18 protein-coding genes are annotated in these 19,567 nt (G+C 61.9%); 14 read left to right on the top strand and 4 right to left on the bottom strand.

Features of this window, described 5'->3' with window-relative positions; all coding sequences use genetic code 11:
* Nucleotides 1-94 precede the first annotated feature (94 nt).
* The 7 genes from B0T39_RS12045 (at nt 95) to B0T39_RS12015 (ending at nt 6,514) form a co-directional block, all read left to right on the top strand.
* Complete coding sequence (locus tag B0T39_RS12045; protein WP_019103990.1) at nt 95-1,039, top strand: carbohydrate kinase family protein; 945 nt, start codon at nt 95-97, stop codon at nt 1,037-1,039.
* 139 nt (nt 1,040-1,178) lie between these two features.
* Nucleotides 1,179-2,468: a glutamate--cysteine ligase gene (gshA, locus tag B0T39_RS12040; RefSeq protein ID WP_019103989.1), complete on the top strand. Its 1,290-nt coding sequence runs from the start codon at nt 1,179-1,181 to the stop codon at nt 2,466-2,468.
* On the top strand, nt 2,465-3,082 hold the full coding sequence (locus B0T39_RS12035; RefSeq protein WP_019103988.1) for a hypothetical protein: 618 nt from the start codon (nt 2,465-2,467) through the stop codon (nt 3,080-3,082). The genes gshA and B0T39_RS12035 overlap by 4 nt, the downstream gene beginning before the upstream one ends.
* A 2-nt stretch (nt 3,083-3,084) precedes the next feature.
* Nucleotides 3,085-4,044 (top strand): glutathione synthase, encoded by a 960-nt coding sequence (gene gshB / locus B0T39_RS12030; RefSeq protein WP_081546886.1) that lies wholly within the window; start codon nt 3,085-3,087, stop codon nt 4,042-4,044.
* A 122-nt stretch (nt 4,045-4,166) separates the two neighbouring features.
* Nucleotides 4,167-4,538: a diacylglycerol kinase gene (locus B0T39_RS12025; protein ID WP_081546884.1), complete on the top strand. Its 372-nt coding sequence runs from the start codon at nt 4,167-4,169 to the stop codon at nt 4,536-4,538.
* A gap of 42 nt (nt 4,539-4,580) precedes the next feature.
* Nucleotides 4,581-4,964 carry a DUF1622 domain-containing protein gene (locus B0T39_RS12020; RefSeq protein WP_019102176.1) on the top strand — a complete coding sequence of 128 codons (384 nt, stop codon included), beginning with the start codon at nt 4,581-4,583 and terminating at the stop codon, nt 4,962-4,964.
* Nucleotides 4,965-5,227: 263 nt separating this feature from the next.
* Nucleotides 5,228-6,514 (top strand): hypothetical protein, encoded by a 1,287-nt coding sequence (locus B0T39_RS12015; protein WP_043592349.1) that lies wholly within the window; start codon nt 5,228-5,230, stop codon nt 6,512-6,514.
* A 68-nt stretch (nt 6,515-6,582) separates the two neighbouring features.
* Here B0T39_RS12015 and topA read toward each other — a convergent pair whose 3' ends face one another.
* The 4 genes from topA to B0T39_RS11995 form a co-directional block, all read right to left on the bottom strand.
* The gene (gene topA / locus B0T39_RS12010; protein ID WP_081546882.1) at nt 6,583-8,883 is read right to left on the bottom strand and encodes a type I DNA topoisomerase; all 2,301 of its coding nucleotides are present in this window, start codon (nt 8,881-8,883) and stop codon (nt 6,583-6,585) included.
* A 264-nt stretch (nt 8,884-9,147) separates the two neighbouring features.
* Entirely contained in the window at nt 9,148-9,606 is a 459-nt protein-coding gene (locus B0T39_RS12005; protein ID WP_019103374.1) for a DUF494 family protein, read from the bottom strand.
* Between the two features lie 34 nt (nt 9,607-9,640).
* The gene (dprA, locus tag B0T39_RS12000; RefSeq protein ID WP_081546880.1) at nt 9,641-10,720 is read right to left on the bottom strand and encodes a DNA-processing protein DprA; all 1,080 of its coding nucleotides are present in this window, start codon (nt 10,718-10,720) and stop codon (nt 9,641-9,643) included.
* Nucleotides 10,717-11,751: a LysM peptidoglycan-binding domain-containing protein gene (locus tag B0T39_RS11995; RefSeq protein ID WP_081546878.1), complete on the bottom strand. Its 1,035-nt coding sequence runs from the start codon at nt 11,749-11,751 to the stop codon at nt 10,717-10,719. The genes dprA and B0T39_RS11995 overlap by 4 nt, the downstream gene beginning before the upstream one ends.
* Before the next feature lie 149 nt (nt 11,752-11,900).
* On the opposite strand from B0T39_RS11995, the gene def reads away from it, so the two are divergent.
* The 7 genes from def to B0T39_RS11960 all read left to right on the top strand — a co-directional run bounded on the left by def (nt 11,901) and on the right by B0T39_RS11960 (nt 19,537).
* A complete protein-coding gene (gene def, locus B0T39_RS11990) occupies nt 11,901-12,404 on the top strand; it encodes a peptide deformylase (protein ID WP_081546876.1) in 504 nt (167 codons plus the stop codon).
* 37 nt (nt 12,405-12,441) lie between these two features.
* The gene (gene fmt / locus B0T39_RS11985; RefSeq protein WP_081546874.1) at nt 12,442-13,362 is read left to right on the top strand and encodes a methionyl-tRNA formyltransferase; all 921 of its coding nucleotides are present in this window, start codon (nt 12,442-12,444) and stop codon (nt 13,360-13,362) included.
* A 34-nt stretch (nt 13,363-13,396) separates the two neighbouring features.
* On the top strand, nt 13,397-14,254 hold the full coding sequence (gene htpX / locus B0T39_RS11980) for a zinc metalloprotease HtpX (RefSeq protein WP_081546872.1): 858 nt from the start codon (nt 13,397-13,399) through the stop codon (nt 14,252-14,254).
* A gap of 97 nt (nt 14,255-14,351) precedes the next feature.
* Nucleotides 14,352-15,602 carry a 16S rRNA (cytosine(967)-C(5))-methyltransferase RsmB gene (gene rsmB / locus B0T39_RS11975; RefSeq protein WP_081546870.1) on the top strand — a complete coding sequence of 417 codons (1,251 nt, stop codon included), beginning with the start codon at nt 14,352-14,354 and terminating at the stop codon, nt 15,600-15,602.
* Nucleotides 15,565-16,161, top strand: a complete 597-nt coding sequence (locus tag B0T39_RS11970; RefSeq protein WP_141111200.1) for a DUF4390 domain-containing protein — start codon at nt 15,565-15,567, stop codon at nt 16,159-16,161. Before rsmB ends, B0T39_RS11970 begins: the two co-directional genes overlap by 38 nt.
* Nucleotides 16,161-18,269 carry a sensor histidine kinase gene (locus B0T39_RS11965; RefSeq protein ID WP_081546868.1) on the top strand — a complete coding sequence of 703 codons (2,109 nt, stop codon included), beginning with the start codon at nt 16,161-16,163 and terminating at the stop codon, nt 18,267-18,269. The genes B0T39_RS11970 and B0T39_RS11965 overlap by 1 nt, the downstream gene beginning before the upstream one ends.
* Nucleotides 18,269-19,537 carry a sigma-54-dependent transcriptional regulator gene (locus tag B0T39_RS11960; protein WP_019100015.1) on the top strand — a complete coding sequence of 423 codons (1,269 nt, stop codon included), beginning with the start codon at nt 18,269-18,271 and terminating at the stop codon, nt 19,535-19,537. Before B0T39_RS11965 ends, B0T39_RS11960 begins: the two co-directional genes overlap by 1 nt.
* Nucleotides 19,538-19,567: the final 30 nt, after the last annotated feature.

Here is a 19,567-nt window from a genome sequence, read left to right as displayed (position 1 = left end):
GTGTATTGGATATCCGACAAGGTCAAAGTTCTCGATGTGAACCAAACAAATGTTTCATGTTAAAATGGTCGATTGACCTTTTTGCGGAGTGGGCATGTCTATCCTCGTCTGCGGGGCCCTCGCATACGATACCCTGTTCTCGTTTCATGGCCGTTTTGATAGCCAGATCCTGCCGGATCAGCTGCACAAAATTTCCACGACTTTCCTGGCCCCGACCATGCGCCGCGAATTTGGCGGCATGGCCGGCAATATCGCTTACAGCCTGTGTCTGTTGGGCGAAACCCCCATCGTCATGGGCGTGGTGGGTGAGGATTTCGAGCCGTATCGCCAACATCTGAAACGCGCTGGCGTGGACGACCGCTTCATTCGCTTGATCCGCAAGCAGTATACCTCGCAGTGCTTCGGCATCGCCGACAAGGATGGCAATCAGTTGATGGCCTTCCATCCCGGCGCCATGGATTTTGCCATCGAAAACCACGTATCGGATATCCCGGACCCGATCGAGCTGGCGATTCTGTCGCCTGGAGGCTATCGCGCCTTCCTGCAGCATTCCAAGGAGCTGGCCGCGGCCGGCATTCCCTTCATCTTCGATCCGGGTCAGGAGCTGCCGCTGCTGTCGCGCGACGAGATCCACGAGATTGTAGAGCTGGCCAGCTATGTGGCCATCAACGATTACGAGAGCGAACTGATGCGCGAACGCGCCGGATTGTCGGTGGAGGATCTGCGCAAGAAGGTAGACGCGTTGATTGTCACCCGCGGCTCCAAGGGCGCTGAAATCTACGTCGGCGACACTGTGCACCTGATCCCGCGCGTGCAGATGCCGATCAAGCCGGTGGATCCGATGGGCTGCGGCGACGCCTTCCGCGCCGGCCTGCTCTACGGCATCAGCCGAGGCCTGGACTGGAAGATTACCGGCCGGCTGGCCAATGTGATCGGCGCGATCAAGGTCACCACTCCGGGTTGTCAGAATCACTTCTTCGACTGGGAGTCGCTGAAGGACTTGTATCAGCAGGCTTACGGCGAACCCTGGCCATTGTGACGAGGCGGCCGGTGGGCCAAACCGACAAGGACGCGCAAGCGTCCTTTGCTTTTTGACGGTCCCAACACAACAAGTCTTGAATTCATCCCGCGCCACCCCCACCATTAGCGAATTCAATTCGAAAACCCAAGGGGATTCCATGCCGCCCGTTCCGCATCTGGCAACCGCACTGACCGGCCCGCTTTACGAGCTGGAAAGCCGCATCCTGACTGCCCAGCCTCAGATCGAACACTGGTTCCGCAGTCAATGGCATAACCACGCGGCGCCGTTCTATGGCTCGGTGGACCTGCGCAACAGCGGTTTCAAGCTGGCGCCGGTGGACATGAACCTGTTTCCCGGCGGCCACAATAACTTGAACCGCGATTTTCTGCCGCTGGCGGTGCACGCCGCGCAAAGCGCGGTGGAAAAAGTGTGTCCGGAAGCGCGCAGCGTGCTGCTGATCCCGGAGAACCACACCCGCAACACCTTCTATCTGCAGAACATCGCCGCGCTGGTGCATATTTTCGAACAGGCCGGCCTCAAGGTGCGCCTGGGTTCGCTGAACCCGGAAATCACCGAACCGACCGAGCTGCAGTCAGCCAACGGGGACACCGTGCGGCTGGAGCCCATCGAACGCCGTGGCAACCGCCTGGTGCTGGCGGACGGCTTCAACCCCTGCGTGGTTTTGCTCAACAACGACTTGTCCGGCGGCATCCCCGACCTGCTCAAGGGCCTGGAGCAGAACCTGCTGCCGCCGCTGCACGCCGGCTGGGCGGTGCGCCGCAAGAGCAATCACTTCGCCGCCTACGACAAGGTGTGCGAGGACTTCGCCCGCTTGATCTCCATCGACCCCTGGACCATCAACCCGTATTTCGCCAGCTGTAGCGGCCTGGACTTCCACGCCCGCACCGGCGAAGAGCAATTGGCGGACGAGGTGTCGCGGATGCTGGACAAGATCCGCGTCAAATACCGCGAGTACGGCATAGACAACGATCCCTTCGTCATCGTCAAGGCCGACGCCGGTACCTACGGCATGGGCGTGATGAGCGTGAAGAGCCCGGACGAAGTGCTGGGCCTGAACCGCAAGGCGCGCAACAAGATGTCGGTGGTCAAGGAGGGCCTGGAGGTGTCCGAGGTCATCGTGCAAGAGGGTGTGTACACCTTCGAGACGGTGGAGGACGCGGTGGCCGAGCCGGTGGTCTACATGATGGACCGCTATGTGACCGGCGGCTTCTACCGTGTGCACACCGGCCGCGGCATCGACGAAAACCTGAACGCGCCCGGCATGCATTTCGTGCCGCTGTCGTTCGAAACCGCCTGCCTGCCGGACAAGCAGGGCACGCCGGACTGCGCGCCCAACCGTTTCTACTCCTACGGCGTGATTTCGCGGCTGGCGCTGCTGGCTGCCTCGCTGGAGCTGGAAGCCACCGATCCGGACGCCGAGGAATGAAAGCCTGGCTGAGCATGGCGCTGCTGGCGGCTACGGCCCCCGCGCTCGCCGACGAAGCCTTGACGCCGCAGGCGCTGGAGGAACTGGTGCAGTGCGCATCCTTCGAGCGCTACCAGGCGCTGCAACCGGCCTTGCTGGACGTGGTGTTCGACAAGGGGCCGGACTGGATACGCAAGAACGAGCGGGCCAGCACCCTGGGGGTTTACGCCTACGATCTGAAGCGGCCGATCCGGGTGTTCGGCGCGGAGACGACGCGGCTGGCGCTGCACAAGGAGTACGTGTCGGTGCCGCTGCCGTCTGGCTGGACGATGGCCGAGGCCGCGTCGCGGTTGCGGCTCAAGCGGGCGCCGATCAAGGCGGCGGAGCAGCATTACCGCTTTGTCGGTAATGACGGCCCGATGTTGTCCGCCTACGAGATGCCGGCCAATCCTCTGGCGGCGCTGCTGGGCGCGCCGCAGGGCGAGCCGCTGCGCTATCTGGGCTGTTCCTATAATGGGGCCAGCGAAGAAACCTTTCTTTCCGTTGCCGCCCAGGCCGACGAGATGATGCAAAAAGCGCGCGGCGACATGGAGCGCATGTTGCGCGACGTCGCCAAGCCTAGCGAGGACCAATAAACATGCGCATCCTGTTCATTGCCGATCCCCTGGATCACTTCAAGCTTTACAAGGACACCACCTTTGCGATGATGCAGGAGGCCGCCGCGCGCGGCCACGCCTTGAGCTTCGCTCAGGCTCATCAACTGTCGGTGGAGGGCGGGCGCGTGTTGGTGGACGCGCGCGATCTAAGCCTGACTGGCCAGTACGAGGGCGAGCACCCGGCCTGGTTCAAGCTGGGCGAGGTGCATCGCCAGCCTTTGCAGTCTTTCAGCGCAACCGTGATGCGCAAGGATCCGCCGTTCGACATGGAATACCTGTACGCCTCGCAGCTGTTCACGCTGGCGGAGGCGCAGGGGGCCAAGGTGTTCACCAGCGGTCAGGCCCTGCGCGATTTCAACGAGAAGCTGGCTATCTTGCAGTTTCCGGAGTTGACCGCGCCCACGCTGATCACCGGCGAATCGCATCGCTTGCGCGCCTTCGTCAATCAGCATCAGGACGTGATCCTGAAGCCGCTGGACAGCATGGGCGGGGACAGCATCTTCCGGGTGCGTCCGGACGACGCCAACCTGTCGGTGATTATCGAAACCATCACGCTGCGCGGCAAGCGAACGGTGATGGCGCAGCGCTACATTCCGGAAATCCGCGACGGCGACAAACGCATTCTGGTGATAGACGGGGTGCCGGTGGACTGGTGCCTGGCGCGCATTCCGGCGGCGGGCGAGACGCGCGGCAATCTGGCCGCAGGCGGTCGCGGCGAGGCGCGGCCGCTGACCGAGCGCGATCGCGAAATCGCCGAGACGGTGGGGCCGGAGTTGAAGAAGCGCGGCATCCTGCTGGCGGGCCTGGACGTGATCGGCAATTATCTGACCGAGGTTAACGTTACCAGCCCGACCTGCTTCCGCGAAATCATGGACCAGACCGAGATCAACGTCGCCGGTCTATACATCGACGCGCTGGAGCGGCGCTGCCAGCCGCACTGACGCCGCTGTTTCTCCATTTCGTCACGGCCGGCCGCGTTGCCGGCCGTTTTGTTTTTTATTGGCGTCATCTTGGGCTGGCATGCTGAGGCGCCGGCCGCCGCGCCAATCTTACGGACTCCCCCATGAAAGAAAGTCCATTCAAAGGCAAAACCGGGATTACCCGCCTGATCAACGCTTTCAGCTATTCGCTGGACGGCCTCAAGGCGGCATTCCGGCATGAGGACGCCTTCCGCCAACTGGTGTTGCTGGCGGCGGTGCTGATCCCGCTGGCCTTCGTCATCCACGCTCAGCCGCTGGAGCGTGCCTTGCTGGTGGCCAGCTCGCTGGCGACCCTGATCATCGAATTGCTGAATTCCGCGATCGAGGCGGCGGTGGACCATACCTCGCTGGAGAGACACCCGCTAGCCAAGCGCGCCAAGGACATGGGCAGCGCCGCCCAGTTGCTGGGCCTGATCAATCTGACCGCGGTGTGGTGTCTGGTGTTGTTTGGCTGAAGCGGGTAAGGTGACGGCTGCCTGAAACAAGAGGAAGCCGTCATGATGATGTCGCCAGTAGAGTCCGGAGTCGAGGAGTGGGTGTTGAACATCGTGCTCTGGCTCAAGCTGGGCGTGGAGGCGCTGGGCGCGCTGGTGATAGGCGTAGGCATCCTGGCCCTGGGCGTTCGCTATGTTCGCCGCTGCCTCAGCGCCAACCATGACGATTACAACCAGGTGCGGCTTAGCTTTGCCCGCTTCCTGGCGCTGGCGCTGGAGTTGCAACTGGCGGCGGATATTCTGTCCACAGCGGTGGCGCCCAGTTGGGACCAGATCGGCAAGCTGGGTGCCATCGCGGTGCTGCGCACCGCGCTCAATTACTTTCTGGGCAGGGAAATTCGCGAAGCCGAGGCTGCGCGTCAGACTAGTGATCTCCCTATCCACTGAGTCAATCCCGGTTTGGTGGCGTCTGCTGCGTGCCTGGCGCTTCTGCGTTTCCCTAATGTCTTTCCTGATCGTTCGGTCAGTTTGATCTAAGCACAGTCAATTCTTGCTGGTGATATGTGGCGTAAGGTATATGCTTATGCCATACAAAAGCGAGGTCAAGGATGCCGCGGCTGGCTGGCGTGGTGAATCTACTTTGCCCGCGTGCCATGCCTGTTATCGGGTGAGTGTTTTCTCTTAAATCCGTGTGAATAGGAGTTTAACTCATGAACGATAAAGTAAACGAGGCAATAGTTTCTCCCCCCAATATCGGTGATATCGACGGGCTGTGGCAGGCGGCAATCAACTATCGCTTGAATGGCGTCAATGATGTTCAGGCGATGGATCATATCTATGATGCGCTGCCGGCAAGCCTAGGATTTCAGGATATGGCAAACGTCTTCAGCGGTGTTTACTGTGATGCTTACTGGGAAACCGACCGCGAGAAACCGGCCATCCTTGCTCAGCATATGACCCAGGCTTTGTCTATTGCCCTGACTTCGTCCACCCAGTACGCCAATAAGGCGATGCAACAGTGGCGAGGTGTTTTATGCCGTAAGAACTTTGGCGATAACGGGGTGATCCCAACCATAGGGGCTTATACCGACTCCCCTGATATTATTTGTAATCAGGACGTGGAGCTACCGCCGGCCAAGTTGATTGATAATTGGAATACTGAATTCTGGAAAGTGCCCAAGGTTGGGAAGAACTATATCTACACGCGGTGCCAGAATAAGTCATTCTTCGGCAAGATCAATGACTCCAAGGTGAGGATGTACTACGCCAATGGCGGCTTCAACCAGCCGCCGTCGTCTTGGATACAGTGTTTGACCGTGAGCGGCAAAAACAAGGATGGCAAGGTGTTGAACCGGGATGGTCGGAATGCGATTCTGACTGTGGGCGAGCGCGGCGCCTCTGAAGCCTTCATGCTGGATTTGAAGTCTACGCAGCATATTTGCCTGATTGCTACCGTCAGCTACCCCTTTTTCACTGAAAATAATCCCTTGCAATTTTCTGAGGGCAACTGGAATTCCGTGCAATGGATTCTTTATAACGGCGCCGGGGCATGGCGTAATGTGACACCTGTATCCAAGAGCGGGGGGGAGGAATCCCTGACGTTCCATAACCAGGATTCCACGCCTGAGCAGTTCAGCTTCAGCATGAGGTGTCGCCGGGTGCCGGAAGGCTCCACCTTGCGGATGTATTCCGACGATCCTGTGGCTTCTTTTGACACCCGACGAGTGAAAGTGCTGAGAAGCAGCCAGGAGCTCAATATTGCGGTTCAGTTGCCGCCGCACTACGCCGGTCATATCAAGGTGCAGTTGGAGGGGCCGGATGGCAAGCCATTGCCCAGCAGCGCTGCGGTGCAGATTTGCATGCATTGGTGCGTGCCGCATTCGAGTCCCCATTATCTGCGGGCGGCAGCGATGTTGGGGGCCTTGGAGGCGGTGCCGACCTTGCAGAGCCTGCAGTTGCCGGTGGGCTACTTCACGTTTGTCGGCGCAGGAGACTAGACTCGCGCAATAAACAACAGCCCTGCACGGAAAACCGTGCAGGGCTGTTGTCGCAAGCGCGGGCCGTGTTAGCCCGGTTCGGCTTCCTTGCCTTCCGGCGGCGCGATCACCTCGCTATAGCCGCATTCCTTCTGCGGGCAGACTTTTTCAGTGCCGCGGCGCTTGGTGGTCTTGATGGTCAGGATGGGCCAATTGCATTTCGGGCAGGGCTCGGCCACCGGCGGGTTCCAGGTGGCGTATTTGCACTTGGGATAGGTATTGCAGCTGTAGAAGAGCTTGCCGTAGCGGCTCTTGCGTTCGATCAGCTGGCCAGCCTTGCATTCCGGGCACTCCACGCCGGTTTCGCGAGGCTTTTCCAGCGGTTCGATGTGCTTGCACTTCGGATAGTTGGCGCAGCCGATGAACTTGCCGTAGCGGCCCTTCTTGATGTGCAGTTCGCCGCCGCATTCCGGGCAGCTGCGGCCCTCGATCACCGTCGGCGCTTCCGCTTCCTCCGCAGCCTGCTCGGCGGTTTCACCCATATTGCGGGTGTAATCGCAGTCCGGATAGCCGGTGCAGGCGATGAAGCGGCCGCGTTTGCCGAACTTGATGGACAGCGGCTTGCTGCATTTTGGACAGGCTTCGTCCAGGCTCTCGGTAGTGACTTCGGCGCGGGAAATGCTTTCCTTCTCGGCGATCTGCTTGGAGAAGTTTTTCCAGAAGCTGTCCATCACCGGGACCCACTCGCGTTGGCCATTGGCCACTTCATCCAGCTGGTTTTCCAGCTTGGCGGTGAAGTTGTAGTCCACGTATTGCGCGAAGTGTTCGGTCAGGAATTTATTGACGATGTCGCCGGTATCGGTGGGCTGGAAGCGCTTCTTGTCCAGCACCACGTATTCGCGGTCTTTCAGCGTCGAGATGATGCTGGCGTAGGTGGACGGACGGCCGATGCCGAACTCTTCCAAAGCCTTCACCAGCGAGGCTTCCGAGTAACGCGGCGGCGGCTGGGTGAAGTGCTGGGTGCCGTAGAGCTTGTCCACCGGCAGGGTCTCGCCCTCTTCCAGCAGCGGCAGCTTGGCGTTGTCCTCGTCCTCGGCGTCGTCGACGTCTTCTTCATACACGGCGAGGAAGCCGGCAAAGGTCTGCACCTGGCCGGTGGCGCGGAACACGCCTTCGCCGACGGCGATGTCGATGCTGGTGGTGTCGAACTTGGCCGGGGCCATCTGGCAGGCCAGCGTCCGCTTCCAGACCATGTCGTAGAGCTTGAACTGGTCCGAGGTCAGGAAGGGCTTGACCATGTCAGGGGTGCGCAGAATGGACGTGGGGCGGATCGCCTCGTGCGCCTCCTGGGCGTTCTTGGACTTGTTCTTGTAGGCCACAGGGTTCTTCGGCAGATAATCTCCGTCGAATTTAAGGCCGATATAGCCGCGGATTTCCTCCACCGCCTCGTTCGCCAGCGCCACCGAGTCGGTACGCATATAGGTGATCAGGCCGACGGTACCCTGGCCGATATCAATGCCCTCGTACAGCTGTTGCGCGGTGCGCATGGTGCGGTCGGTGGTCATCCCCAGCTTGCGCACGGCTTCCTGTTGCAGCGTGGAGGTGGTGAACGGCGCGGCCGGGCTGCGCGATTTCTTTTTCTTCTCGATGCTGCTGACCACCGCCGGGTGGCCTTCCAGCCTCGTCAGGATGCTGGCCTGTTCGGCTTCATTGGGGATGTCGAACTGTTCCAGCTTCTTGCCGGCCATCGTGGTCAGCTTGGCGCCGAACTTGGTGCGGCCCTTGTGGCTGTCCAGATGCACCGACCAGTATTCCTGCTCGACGAAGGCGCGGATCTCGTTCTCGCGCTCGCAGATCAGCCGCAAAGCCGGGCTCTGCACCCGGCCGGCGGACAGGCCGCGGCGGATTTTCTTCCACAGCAGCGGCGACAGGTTGAAGCCCACCAGATAGTCCAGCGCGCGGCGGGTCTGCTGCGCGTCCACCAGGTTTTGCGCGATCTCGCGCGGGTTCTGGATCGCTTCCAGCACCGCGTTCTTGGTGATTTCGTGGAACACCACGCGCTGAGCGGTCTTGTTTTTCAGCAGCTTCTTGCCGTTGAGGATCTGCACCAGATGCCAGGAAATGGCCTCGCCTTCGCGGTCCGGGTCAGTTGCCAGGTAGATGTGCTGGGCGTCGCCCACCGCTTTGACGATGGCGTCGACGTGCTTGCTGTTGCGCGCGATCAGCTGGTATTTCATCGCGAACCCTTTTTCAGGGTCCACTGCGCCGTTCTTGGGCACCAGGTCGCGCACATGGCCGTAGGAGGCCAGGACTTCAAAGTCCGGGCCTAGGTATTTCTTTAGCGTTTTCGCCTTGGAGGGCGATTCGACGATCAAGAGACTGGTGGGCATATTATCTTTTCGTATGTGCAATCGCCGGCGTGCCGGCCGGTCCGTCCGGACCGGGCGCTTCTGCGAAGCGGCAGAATGGCGCCTGGCCCGTGCGTGGGCTGCTGCGTTCCCGTCGACAAGGGGATGAGGGCTTCATCCTAAAATTTCGCGCCGACAGAAAATATATTCGTCAAATAAAACAAGAGCGCAAGAGCGCTCTTGGATTGGACGCCGGCAGCGGCGTCCAAGGGCGGCATGTTAAGCCCGCTCCATGAGGCTGACAAGTCATTGCATGGTGGGTTCGCCATGCACGGCATCCAACAGCGCCTCGCCCAGCAGAATGGGCAGTTCCGCCTGTTGCGCCCACAACACCATCAAGGCCACCAGCTTGGCGCTGCCGACGTTGATGTCGTCGCTGTGCAGTTCCATCAGGCGATCAATGACCATTTCGCGCTGCGCGGGCGTCAAGGCGCCGTGGTCCTCCAGAAACTGAAGCAGGCCGCGCACGTCGGCGGGCAGGTGCTCCAGTTCGTCTTCGGCGTAAACGCGCATGCCGCTGGCTTCGTTGGCGCCGACGTAGACGCTGTCGTCCAGGCCGCTGATGCCGTCCAGCCAATCCAGCGCGTCGTTGATCTCTTCGTCCTCGAAACCGGCGGCCTCCAATTGGCGCATCAGCACGCCGCGGTCGCCGAAAGCGTCCGGATCGCGGAATTGTTCAAATAGGAAGGCGAGTACGTCAAACATCAATCTATCTTCTTAAAGTGCGGGTTAGCGCGGTTCAGCCCGGATTCAGGCGCTGAAAAAGCCCGCCAGGATGGCTGGCCACCAGGCCGGCCAGCTCAAGTTCGAGCAGCATCGCGTAAAGCTCCCCCACAGTCAACCCGAGCGTGGTCGAAAGCGCATCCATACTGATGGGGTCAAATCCCATGGCTTCAAGCAGCGGCGATTCCGCGGTGGGGGCCGCCGGTTTGGCGCGGGGGCGTTTGCGTTGCAGTCTGCCGACTTCGTCCAGCACGTCATCCACGGTTTCCACCAGCTTGGCGCCGTCCTTGATCAGCCGGTGACAGCCGCGAGACTGGGGGTTGTGGATGGAGCCGGGGATGGCCATCACCTCTCTATTGTTCTCCATCGCCAGCCGCGCGGTGATCAGCGAGCCGGATCCGGTGTTGGCCTCCGCCACCAGGCAGCCGCGGCTGAGGCCGGCGATGATGCGGTTGCGGCGCGGAAAATGAGCGGCCAGCGGTCCCATGCCCAGTGCGAACTCGGACAGAATCAGTCCTTCCTCGGCGATGCGGTGCGCCAACTGGCGGTTGCTGGCCGGGTAGACGCGGTCTATGCCGGTGCCGACCACGGCGACGGTGGCGGATGGTTGTCCGAGTGCGCCGTGATGAGCCGCAGCGTCTATGCCGCTGGCCAGGCCGCTGACGATGCAATAGCCGTGTTCGGCCAAGTCGCGGGAGAAGTTTTCCGCGTTCTGCTTGCCCTGAGGCGTGGCGGCGCGGCTGCCTACGATGGCGAGCATGGGTTCGGCCAGCAGTTCGCGTCTCCCGCGGGCAAACAGCAACGGCGGCGGCGCGTTGGATTCGGCCAGTTGCGGCGGGTAGTCGTCGTCCAGCAGCGACACCAATTGGCAACCCGGCGCCTGCGTCCACTCCAACGCCGCTTCGGCGGAGGCGGCGGCCTCGCGGCGCTGCAGGGCTTCGGCCGCTTCCTTGCCGATCAGGGGCTCCGTTTGGCGGCTGTTGGCGTTCAGAGCGGCGTCCGCGCCGCCGAAGGCGTCGATCAACCGGAGAAAGCCGGCCGGGCCGATGCCGGGGGTCAGCGCCAGTAGCAGCCAGTCGTGCGGCGGAGCTTTCATTCTTGCTCGGGGCTGGCCACGCCGTCGCCCACGTAGATCGGACCGCGGCTGTCCAGCACCAGCGCGTAGGAGACTTTATCGAATACGCGGTAAACAAAGGCGTTGCCGGATCGTTCCGCGGGCAGCGTCACGGTGCGCTTGCCCTGTTCGTCCTTGATTTCCAACGGGCGTCCTTTTTTGAACAGGCCGAACACGTGGCCGTTTTCGACGCCCTGCGACTGCCCCAGATTGAGTACAATAGTGGAGTATTGGGCCGCGCCGTCCACGCCGTTGTAGACTGAGACCACCTTGCCGCTCAAATAAGAGTCGGCGGGGTGCGGAGCGTAGTTGTTGAAGCTCTGCAGAGGCGCCCGCATCAGGTGGTCGCCCACCAGGATTTCCTCGCTGACGTTTCTGACTTTCAGAGTCTGAACTTCGCCTTGGGGTTTGTCTGCGGTCAGGTCGCCGCTGTAAGTCGCCTCTACGCCCAGCACCTTCTTGGTGTCCGGATCCAACAGGGGTTTGCCCAGCCGGTAAGCTTGCCAGGTGCCGGCCTCGTTGACGCCGGTGGCGTAAACCCGGTCTCCGGTGGCTAGGGTGAGATGCTCTTCCGGTCCGGCGATCAGCTTGGGCGATTGCAGGAACTGCGCCATGTCCACCACCAGCGGCCGTTTGAGGAAGGGCTCGATCGCCGAGGCGGGGATGCTGGCCACCGCCTGGTCCAGCATCTCGACGCGGGCCTGCGGCGACAGCTTGACTTCGCGCTGAGCGCCGCGCGCCAGCGACAATCGAGGTTGACCGTCTACGTAGTCCAGCGCCAATACATCGCCCGGGTAGATCCAGTGCGGGTTTTTGATTTCGCCCTGGTTCATCCGCCACAAGCGGGGCCACTTCCAGGGGCTGCTCAGGTAGCGCCCGGAAATGCTCCACAGCGTGTCGCCGCGCTTCACGGTGTAGCGGCTGGGCGCATCCGCTTTCAGTTGCAGGTCTGCTGCGAAACCGGGTGCGGCGAACCCGAGGGCCAAGGCGAAGGATATAATGCTTTTACGCATGGGAAATGCCCCAATATGAAGGTGGACGGACACCTGCGGGGGTGGCCCGCATGCAACGAATCGCGTTTCGAACATGTCTATTATCGGCGTGCCGATTGCGATACGACAACTTGATGAGTGATTGAAACGATGGGGAGTCATTAAATCCGATGGCATTGTTGAATATTTTGCATTACCCGGATGAACGGCTGCACACCGTGGCCAAGCCGGTGGAGGTCTTCGACGAGGCCTTGCAGACTCAGATCGACAATATGTTCGAGACCATGTACGAAGCCAAAGGCATCGGCCTGGCCGCGACTCAGGTCGATTTTCACCGCCGCCTGGTGGTGATGGATATTTCCGAGGAAAGAAATGAACGCCGAGTGTTCATCAACCCGGAAATCCTGAGCAAGGACGGCGAGACGGTGTATGAAGAGGGCTGTTTGTCCGTGCCCGGCATTTACGACAAAGTGACCCGCGCCGAGCACGTCAAGGTGCGCGCGCTGGACCGCAACGGCAAACCGTTCGAACTGGAAGCCGACGGCCTGTTGGCGATCTGCATCCAGCACGAGATCGATCATCTGGACGGTAAGGTGTTTGTCGAATACCTGTCGCAGATGAAGCAGACCCGTATCAAGAACAAGCTGAAAAAGCGTGAAAAACAGAATATGTGACGGCGGCGCCGTGGGCGCCCTGTCCGGAATGGTTTGAATGAAATTGATCTTTGCCGGTACGCCGGAGTTTGCCGCCGCCGCGCTGCGCGAGTTGATCGCCGCCGGCCATGAAATCGCCCTGGTGCTGACCCAGCCGGACCGACCGGCCGGCCGCGGCATGAAATTGAAGCCCAGCCCGGTCAAGGAAGTCGCGCTGGAGCACGGTCTGCGCGTGGAGCAGCCGGCGTCCTTGCGCAATGACCAAGCGCAGCAGATGCTGCGCGACATCGGCGCCGAACTGATGGTGGTGGCCGCTTATGGGCTGATCCTGCCGCAGGCGGTGTTGGACATTCCCGCGCGCGGCTGTCTGAACATCCACGCCTCGCTGCTGCCCCGCTGGCGCGGCGCGGCGCCGATACAGCGCGCCATCTTGGCGGGCGACGCCGAAACCGGCATCACCATCATGCAAATGGACGTGGGTCTGGACACCGGCGACATGCTGTCCATCCATCCGGTGGCCATCGCCGCCGACGAGACCGCCGCCACGCTGCACGATAAGCTGGCCGCGGAGGGCGCGCGCGCCATCGTGTCCACGCTGGCCGGATTGGCGACGATTCAGCCGGTCAAGCAGCCTGAGGCGGGCGTCACTTACGCGCAGAAGCTGAGCAAGGCCGAGGCCTTGGTGGACTGGAGCTTGCCGGCGGAGGACGTTGCGCGGGCCATCCGCGCCTACAATCCGGCGCCCGGCGCGCATACGCTGCTGGCCGGCGAAGCCCTGAAACTGTGGATGGCCGTCGCGGAAGCCGGCCAGGCCGAGCCGGGGCTGGTCATCGTTGCGGATGCAGACGGCGTGTTGGTGGGCTGTGGCTCCGGTCTGGTTCGGTTGATGGTGTTGCAGGCTGCCGGCGGCAAGCGATTGGCCGCGCGCGACTTTGTCGCCGGCAGAAACCAACTGACGGGCACGCGTTTGGGCGAGTGATCGGATCGACTGAGGCGAGAGGAAAGGGTAGGCGATGACGGATAACTGGTTCAAGACCACCTTGCTGATGGCGGCGATTCTGGCTTTGTTCGCCGTGATCGGCGGCATGATAGGCGGCAAGAGCGGCATGATTCTGGCGCTGATCTTCGGCGGGGCGATGAATGTGTTCGCTTGGTGGAATTCCGACCAGATGGTGCTGCGCATGTACAACGCGCAGGAGGTGGACGCCCAGAGCGCGCCGGAGTTCTACGGCATGGTGGCGGAGCTGGCGCAGCGCGCCGGCCTGCCGATGCCGCGCGTCTACGTGATCCACGAAGAGCAACCCAACGCCTTCGCCACCGGCCGCAATCCCGAGCACGCGGCGGTGGCCGCCACCAGCGGCATCATGCGCATGCTGGACTATCGCGAATTGCGCGGGGTGATGGCGCACGAGCTGGCCCACGTCCAGCACCGCGACACCTTGATCTCCACCCTCTCCGCCACCATGGCCGGCGCGATTTCCGCGCTGGCCAACTTCGCCATGTTCTTTGGCGGCCGCGACGAGAACGGTCAGCCGGTGGGTTGGCTGCCGCGCCTGGCCATCGCTCTGCTGGCGCCGTTGGCGGCCAGCCTGATACAGATGGCGATTTCCCGCGCGCGCGAATTTGAAGCCGACCGCGGCGGCGCCGAAATTTCCGGCGATCCGCTGGCCTTGGCTTCCGCATTGCAGAAGATCGAGTACTATGCGCAGGGCATTGTGATGCCCACCGCCGAGGCGCACCCGGAAACCGCGCAGATGATGATCATCAATCCGCTGTCCGGTGGCGGCGGGATGGGCGATCTGTTCCGCACCCATCCGCAAACCGCGGACCGCATAGAACGGCTGCAAGCGATGGCGCGCAGCGTATATTAATTTAAAGAGCGTCGGGCGGCCGCCGCGCCGCCTGGATCGCGCAAGGCCAATGCCGGAGGGCATTGGCCTGTTTGTTATGGTTTGATAGAAAGCACCCATGCATCATATTCAGCAATTGGCCGCCAATATTCTGTTGCGCGTTGAATCCGGAACCAATCTGACCGAGGCGCTGGCCGAGGCTCAACGCAAGGCGCCCGACCTGAGCCCGTCCGAGCGCGGCGCTTTGCAGGATTTGGCCTACGGCAGCTTGCGTCATTTGGCGCGACTGCGTTTTTATCTGCGCCAATTGGTGGCCAAACCCTTGCCAGAGCCGGTGTTGGAGCGGGTGTTGATTGTGGCTTTCTATCAATTGCTGCACACCCGCGCCGCCGAGTACGCGGTGGTGAACGAGGCGGTGATCCTGGCCAGCCGGCTGGCCAAGGGCAATTTCAAGGGACTGGTCAACGGCGTGTTGCGCAACTTCCTACGGCAGCGCGCGGCCTTGGAGCGCGCTGCGGAAAGAGACATCGAAGCCAGCTTTAACCACCCGCTGTGGTGGATAAAGGGTTTGCAGCGCGCTTATCCCGACGCCTGGCAAGCCATTCTGGACGCCGACAACGGCCATCCGCCGATGACTTTGCGCGTCAATCGCCGCCATGGCGACGCCGCGGCCTATCTGGAGCGGCTGCGGGCCGCCGGACTGGAGGGGGAGACGCTGGACGGCGGTTCGATCAAGCTGGCGCGGCCGGTCAATGTGCGCGAGCTGCCCGGCTTCGCCGACGGCGAAGTGTCGGTGCAGGACTGGGGCGCGCAGCAGGCCGCGCATTGGCTGGACCTGCGCGCCGGCCTGCGGGTGCTGGACGCTTGCGCGGCGCCCGGCGGCAAGACCGGCCATATCTTGGAGAGCGCCAATGTCGAAGTCATCGCGCTGGACATCGACGAGCAGCGCTTGCAGCGCGTGGCGGACAATCTGGAGCGCATCGGCGCCACCGCGCGGCTGCATGTGGCCGACGCCGGTCAGCCGGCCGGCTGGTGGGACGGCCAGCCCTTCGACCGCATCCTCGCCGACGTGCCTTGCTCCGCCAGCGGCGTGGTGCGTCGCCATCCGGACATCAAGTGGCTGCGCCGCCCGGGCGATTTCGCCGCGCTGGGCGTGCAGCAGGCGGCGATGGCCGACGCGCTGTGGCCTTTGCTCGCCTCCGGCGGAAAAATGCTTTACGCTACGTGCTCCATTTTCCCTGAAGAGAATCAGCAACAGCTAGACTCCTTTCTGAAACGCCATGCGGATGCCGCGTGCCTGAGACAGGAGCAGTTGCTTCCTTGTGAGCGTCATGACGGCTTTTATTACGCGTTGCTTGAAAAACGTTAGCCTGCTGCTGTGTTTGCTGGCCGGCCTCGCCATGGCGGCGCAGGCGGAGACCATCGGCTCGCGTCGCGCTGAAGCCGAGGTGACGACGGACGGCCAACTGTCCGTCAGCACCCGTTTTCAGACGCGACTGACGCCCAGCCTCAGCGACGCGCTGGAGCAGGGCGTGGTGTTGCCGTTCCGGCTGGAGTTCCAGCTGACCAAACCGCGGCTGACCGCTTACTATCTTAACTTCAGCGAGTGGTTCGATCCGCACGCCCAACTGGGCTTCAAGCTGTCCTATCAGTCTTTGACCAATCGCTATCGCGTCACCATCGGCGGCCTCTCCAATTACTATCCCACCCTGCGCGAGGCGCTGGGCGCGGTGGGCGCGATCCAGGGCTGGCGCGTGCTCAATAACGGCACTCTGGACCCGCGAGCGCCGGGCCGCGTGGCAGGCCAGGTGCGTTTGTTGCTGGATATCGGCGAACTGCCTAAACCGTTTCAGCTGAATGCGCTGGGCTCGGCGGATTGGTCGCTATCGTCCGACTGGGTCAAGCTGGATGTAAAGGATGGCAACTGATGCGCTACGCTGGGGTCGCGCTGGCGACGCTGGGCGCCATCCTGCTTTATCTGCTGGCCCTGGCCACCGGTAACGCCTCCAAACTGAACGAATACTACTGGTGGGTGTTCGGCCTGAATAGCCTCCTGCTCGCCACGCTGCTGGGCGTGGTGGCGCGCCAGTTGCTGCGCCTGCGTCAGCGGGTGCGGCAACGGGTGTTCGGCGCCAAACTGACCCAGAAGCTGGTGATGATGTTCGCGGTAGTGGCCTTGGTGCCGGGTATTCTGGTGTTCACCGTTTCCGCCCAGTTCCTGACCCGCAGCATCGAAAGCTGGTTCGACGTTCGAGTCGAGTCGGCGCTGGAGCGCAGCCTGGGCCTGGCGCGCAACTCGCTGCAGTACGTGCAGGAGGATCTGGGCCGCCGCGCGCGCTCGGTCCAGGACGATATCGAATCCTTGCCGGAAGGCCTGCTGCCGGCGCGGTTGGAGCGCTTGCGCGAGCAATTGGGATTGCGCGAGCTTGCTGTCTATAGCCGCAGCGGCCAGCTGCTGGCCTTCGCCGGCGGGCTCAGCGAGCGAGTGCCTCCTCCATTGTCGCGCGAGAGCATAGGCAAGCTCAAACCGCGTCAGACGCTGGACAGTTTCGAGAATGACGGCGGCAGCGGGCTAGTGCTGAAATCGCTGTTGATTTACCGCAATCTGGACAGCCAGCAGCGTGTGTTGCAGGCCCTGCAATCCGCGCCCGGACGCATCGCTCAGGACGCGGAGCAGATCGAGACCGCGCGGGCGGAGTATCGCCAGCTGTTGTTGGGCCGCGAAGGCCTGACGACCTTCTACATGCTGACGCTGGCCTTGTCGGCGCTGCTGGCTTTGACCGCGGCGCTGGCTTTCGCCTTATTCCTGTCCGAGCGACTTTCCGCACCCTTGTCCGAATTGGCCGCCGGCACCCGGGCAGTGGCGCAGGGCGACTTTTCCAAGCGCCACCCGGTGTACCGGCGCGACGAACTGGGCATGCTGACCACCTTGTTCAACCGGATGACGCAGCAGCTTGAGGACGCGCGCCACGCCGCGGACCTCAGCCGCAGCGAACTGGAAAGCAGCAAACTTTATCTGGAAAGCATTCTGGCCAACCTGAGCGCCGGGGTGATCGCCTTCGGCGCCGATTGGCAGCTGCGCGCCGCCAATACCAGCGCTTCGCGCATTCTGGGCGTGGATTTCGCGGAAGTATCCGATCAGGACTTCCCGCATTGGGCCACGTCGATTCCGGCGGTGGCGCCGCTGGTGGAGTGCGTGCTGGAGTACGCGTCCAAGAACAGCGACAGCGACTGGAAAACTCAGCTCAATTATTTGACGGTGCAGGGCGAGCGCACTTTGTTGGTGCGCGGCGCCCATCTGCCGGAAGCGTCCGCCGTGGGGTATGTGGTGGTGTTCGACGACATCACCGAACTGGCGCGCGCCCAGCGTGACGCGGCCTGGGGCGAGGTGGCCAAGCGGCTGGCGCACGAGATCCGCAACCCGCTGACGCCTATCCAGCTGTCGGCCGAACGCCTGGCGATGAAGCTGCAGGACAAGCTGGCGGGTACCGACGCCGACATGCTGCGCCGCTCCACGGACACCATCATCAAACAGGTGGGCGCGCTCAAGGCCATGGTGGACGCCTTCCGCGATTACGCGCGCGCGCCGCGCACCAAGTTGACCGAATTGGACCTGAATCAAGTGGTGCGGGAGGTGATGGCTCTTTACGAATCCAACTCTGCTGTTAAGATGGCGCTTGATGAAAGGCCGTTGATGATCATGGCGGATGCGGCATTGTTGCGGCAGGTTTTACATAACCTGATTCAGAACGCGCAAGATGCGGTCCTTGACGTTGACATCCCGATGATTCAAATTAGCAGCCGAAAAGAAGAAGGCTATGCGCTCGTTTGCGTGGAGGATAACGGTCCGGGCTTTGCTCCGGAGATCCTGCAACGCGTGTTCGAACCCTATGTGACCAGCAAGACCAAAGGTACCGGTCTTGGCCTGGCGGTGGTCAAGAAGATTCTTGAAGACCATCACGGGCAGATCAAAGTGGGTAATCTCGAACCAAACGGCGCGCGCATCCTTCTCTCCCTGCCATTGCTGGAGGCCTAATGCGTAGCAGCGATATTTTGATTGTTGACGACGAGATCGGTATCCGTGAATTGCTCTCCGAGATACTGCAGGACGAGGGGTACACCGTCGCGCTGGCGGAAAACGCCGAGGTAGCCAGACAGTTGCGCAACCAGACGCGTCCGGCGTTGGTGTTGCTGGACATTTGGATGCCGGATTGCGACGGCGTGACTTTGCTCAAGGAATGGGCCAAGTCCGGTCAGCTGAACATGCCGGTGGTAATGATGTCCGGCCACGCCAGCATAGACACCGCGGTGGAGGCGACTCGCATCGGCGCTTTCGACTTCCTCGAGAAGCCGATTGCGCTGCAAAAGCTGCTGACCACAGTGCAGCGAGCGCTGAAGTACGGCGACATGCAGGCCAACACTTCGTTGAACCTGGACAAGCTGGGCCGCAGCGAGCCGATCCAGGAACTGAAGCGGCAACTGGAGCGCGTGGCCAAGGTCAAGTCGCCGGTGTTGCTGACCGGCGAGCCCGGTTCCGGCTTCGAACTGGTGGCGCGTTTCTTCCATCAGGGGAATACCCCGTGGGTGACGCCGGCCAAGCAGGAGCAATTGGCGGACGCCCCGCTGGAGTTGCTGCAAAAAGCCAATAACGGCGTGCTGTTCCTGCCGGAGATCGGCCAGTACGGCCGTCGCGTACAGCAAGGACTGCTGTTCCTGTTGTCCAAACTGGACCGCTTCAATGTGAGGTTGCTGTGTTCCTGCAGCCGTCCATTGCAGGAATTGCTGGTGGATCCCGAGTGCGACAACCGGTTGTTGACGGCCTTGTCCAGCGTGATCGTGCCGATTCCGCCGTTGCGCGAGCACTCCGAAGACATCATCTTCATCGCCGAGCAGATTCTGACCGAGCTGGTGGAGTCCAAGCAGGTGCCGGCGCGCAAGCTGACCACGGCGGCGCTCAACGCGCTGCGACAGTACGACTGGCCGGGCAACCTTGAGCAGTTGCGCAGCATCATCAAGAGCTTGGCGCTGACTTCCGAGTCGGACGAAGTGGACGCGGGCGAGGTCAACAAGGTGTTGGCTCAGTTCCGCCACGAGAAGCCGGTGGAGGAGTCCGGTTTCGATTTCAACATGCCGTTGCGCGAGTTGCGCGAGCAGTTGGAGCGCCGTTACTTCGAGTACCATATCTCGCTGGAGAACGGCAATATGAGCCGGGTGGCGCAGAAGGTGGGCCTGGAACGTACCCATCTGTACCGCAAACTCAAGCAGTTGGGCATCAAGTTCGCCCGCAAGACGGTGGAAGAATAGTCCGCTTCGCTGTTTGATGCATAAGGCCAG

This window comes from Chromobacterium haemolyticum (assembly GCF_002081825.1).
Lineage (GTDB): Bacteria > Pseudomonadota > Gammaproteobacteria > Burkholderiales > Chromobacteriaceae > Chromobacterium > Chromobacterium fluminis.
This window is presented reverse-complemented; position numbering and strand designations above follow the sequence as displayed.

Excerpts from the sequence above, each read along its gene's own strand:
- B0T39_RS12045 (WP_019103990.1), top strand. The coding sequence starts at position 95 with ATGTCTATCCTCGTCTGCGGGGCCCTCGCATACGATACCCTGTTCTCG.
- gshA (WP_019103989.1), top strand. The coding sequence starts at position 1,179 with ATGCCGCCCGTTCCGCATCTGGCAACCGCACTGACCGGCCCGCTTTAC.
- B0T39_RS12035 (WP_019103988.1), top strand. The coding sequence starts at position 2,465 with ATGAAAGCCTGGCTGAGCATGGCGCTGCTGGCGGCTACGGCCCCCGCG.
- gshB (WP_081546886.1), top strand. The coding sequence starts at position 3,085 with ATGCGCATCCTGTTCATTGCCGATCCCCTGGATCACTTCAAGCTTTAC.
- B0T39_RS12025 (WP_081546884.1), top strand. The coding sequence starts at position 4,167 with ATGAAAGAAAGTCCATTCAAAGGCAAAACCGGGATTACCCGCCTGATC.
- B0T39_RS12020 (WP_019102176.1), top strand. The coding sequence starts at position 4,581 with ATGATGATGTCGCCAGTAGAGTCCGGAGTCGAGGAGTGGGTGTTGAAC.
- B0T39_RS12015 (WP_043592349.1), top strand. The coding sequence starts at position 5,228 with ATGAACGATAAAGTAAACGAGGCAATAGTTTCTCCCCCCAATATCGGT.
- topA (WP_081546882.1), bottom strand. The coding sequence starts at position 8,883 with ATGCCCACCAGTCTCTTGATCGTCGAATCGCCCTCCAAGGCGAAAACG.
- B0T39_RS12005 (WP_019103374.1), bottom strand. The coding sequence starts at position 9,606 with ATGTTTGACGTACTCGCCTTCCTATTTGAACAATTCCGCGATCCGGAC.
- dprA (WP_081546880.1), bottom strand. The coding sequence starts at position 10,720 with ATGAAAGCTCCGCCGCACGACTGGCTGCTACTGGCGCTGACCCCCGGC.
- B0T39_RS11995 (WP_081546878.1), bottom strand. The coding sequence starts at position 11,751 with ATGCGTAAAAGCATTATATCCTTCGCCTTGGCCCTCGGGTTCGCCGCA.
- def (WP_081546876.1), top strand. The coding sequence starts at position 11,901 with ATGGCATTGTTGAATATTTTGCATTACCCGGATGAACGGCTGCACACC.
- fmt (WP_081546874.1), top strand. The coding sequence starts at position 12,442 with ATGAAATTGATCTTTGCCGGTACGCCGGAGTTTGCCGCCGCCGCGCTG.
- htpX (WP_081546872.1), top strand. The coding sequence starts at position 13,397 with ATGACGGATAACTGGTTCAAGACCACCTTGCTGATGGCGGCGATTCTG.
- rsmB (WP_081546870.1), top strand. The coding sequence starts at position 14,352 with ATGCATCATATTCAGCAATTGGCCGCCAATATTCTGTTGCGCGTTGAA.
- B0T39_RS11970 (WP_141111200.1), top strand. The coding sequence starts at position 15,565 with ATGACGGCTTTTATTACGCGTTGCTTGAAAAACGTTAGCCTGCTGCTG.
- B0T39_RS11965 (WP_081546868.1), top strand. The coding sequence starts at position 16,161 with ATGCGCTACGCTGGGGTCGCGCTGGCGACGCTGGGCGCCATCCTGCTT.
- B0T39_RS11960 (WP_019100015.1), top strand. The coding sequence starts at position 18,269 with ATGCGTAGCAGCGATATTTTGATTGTTGACGACGAGATCGGTATCCGT.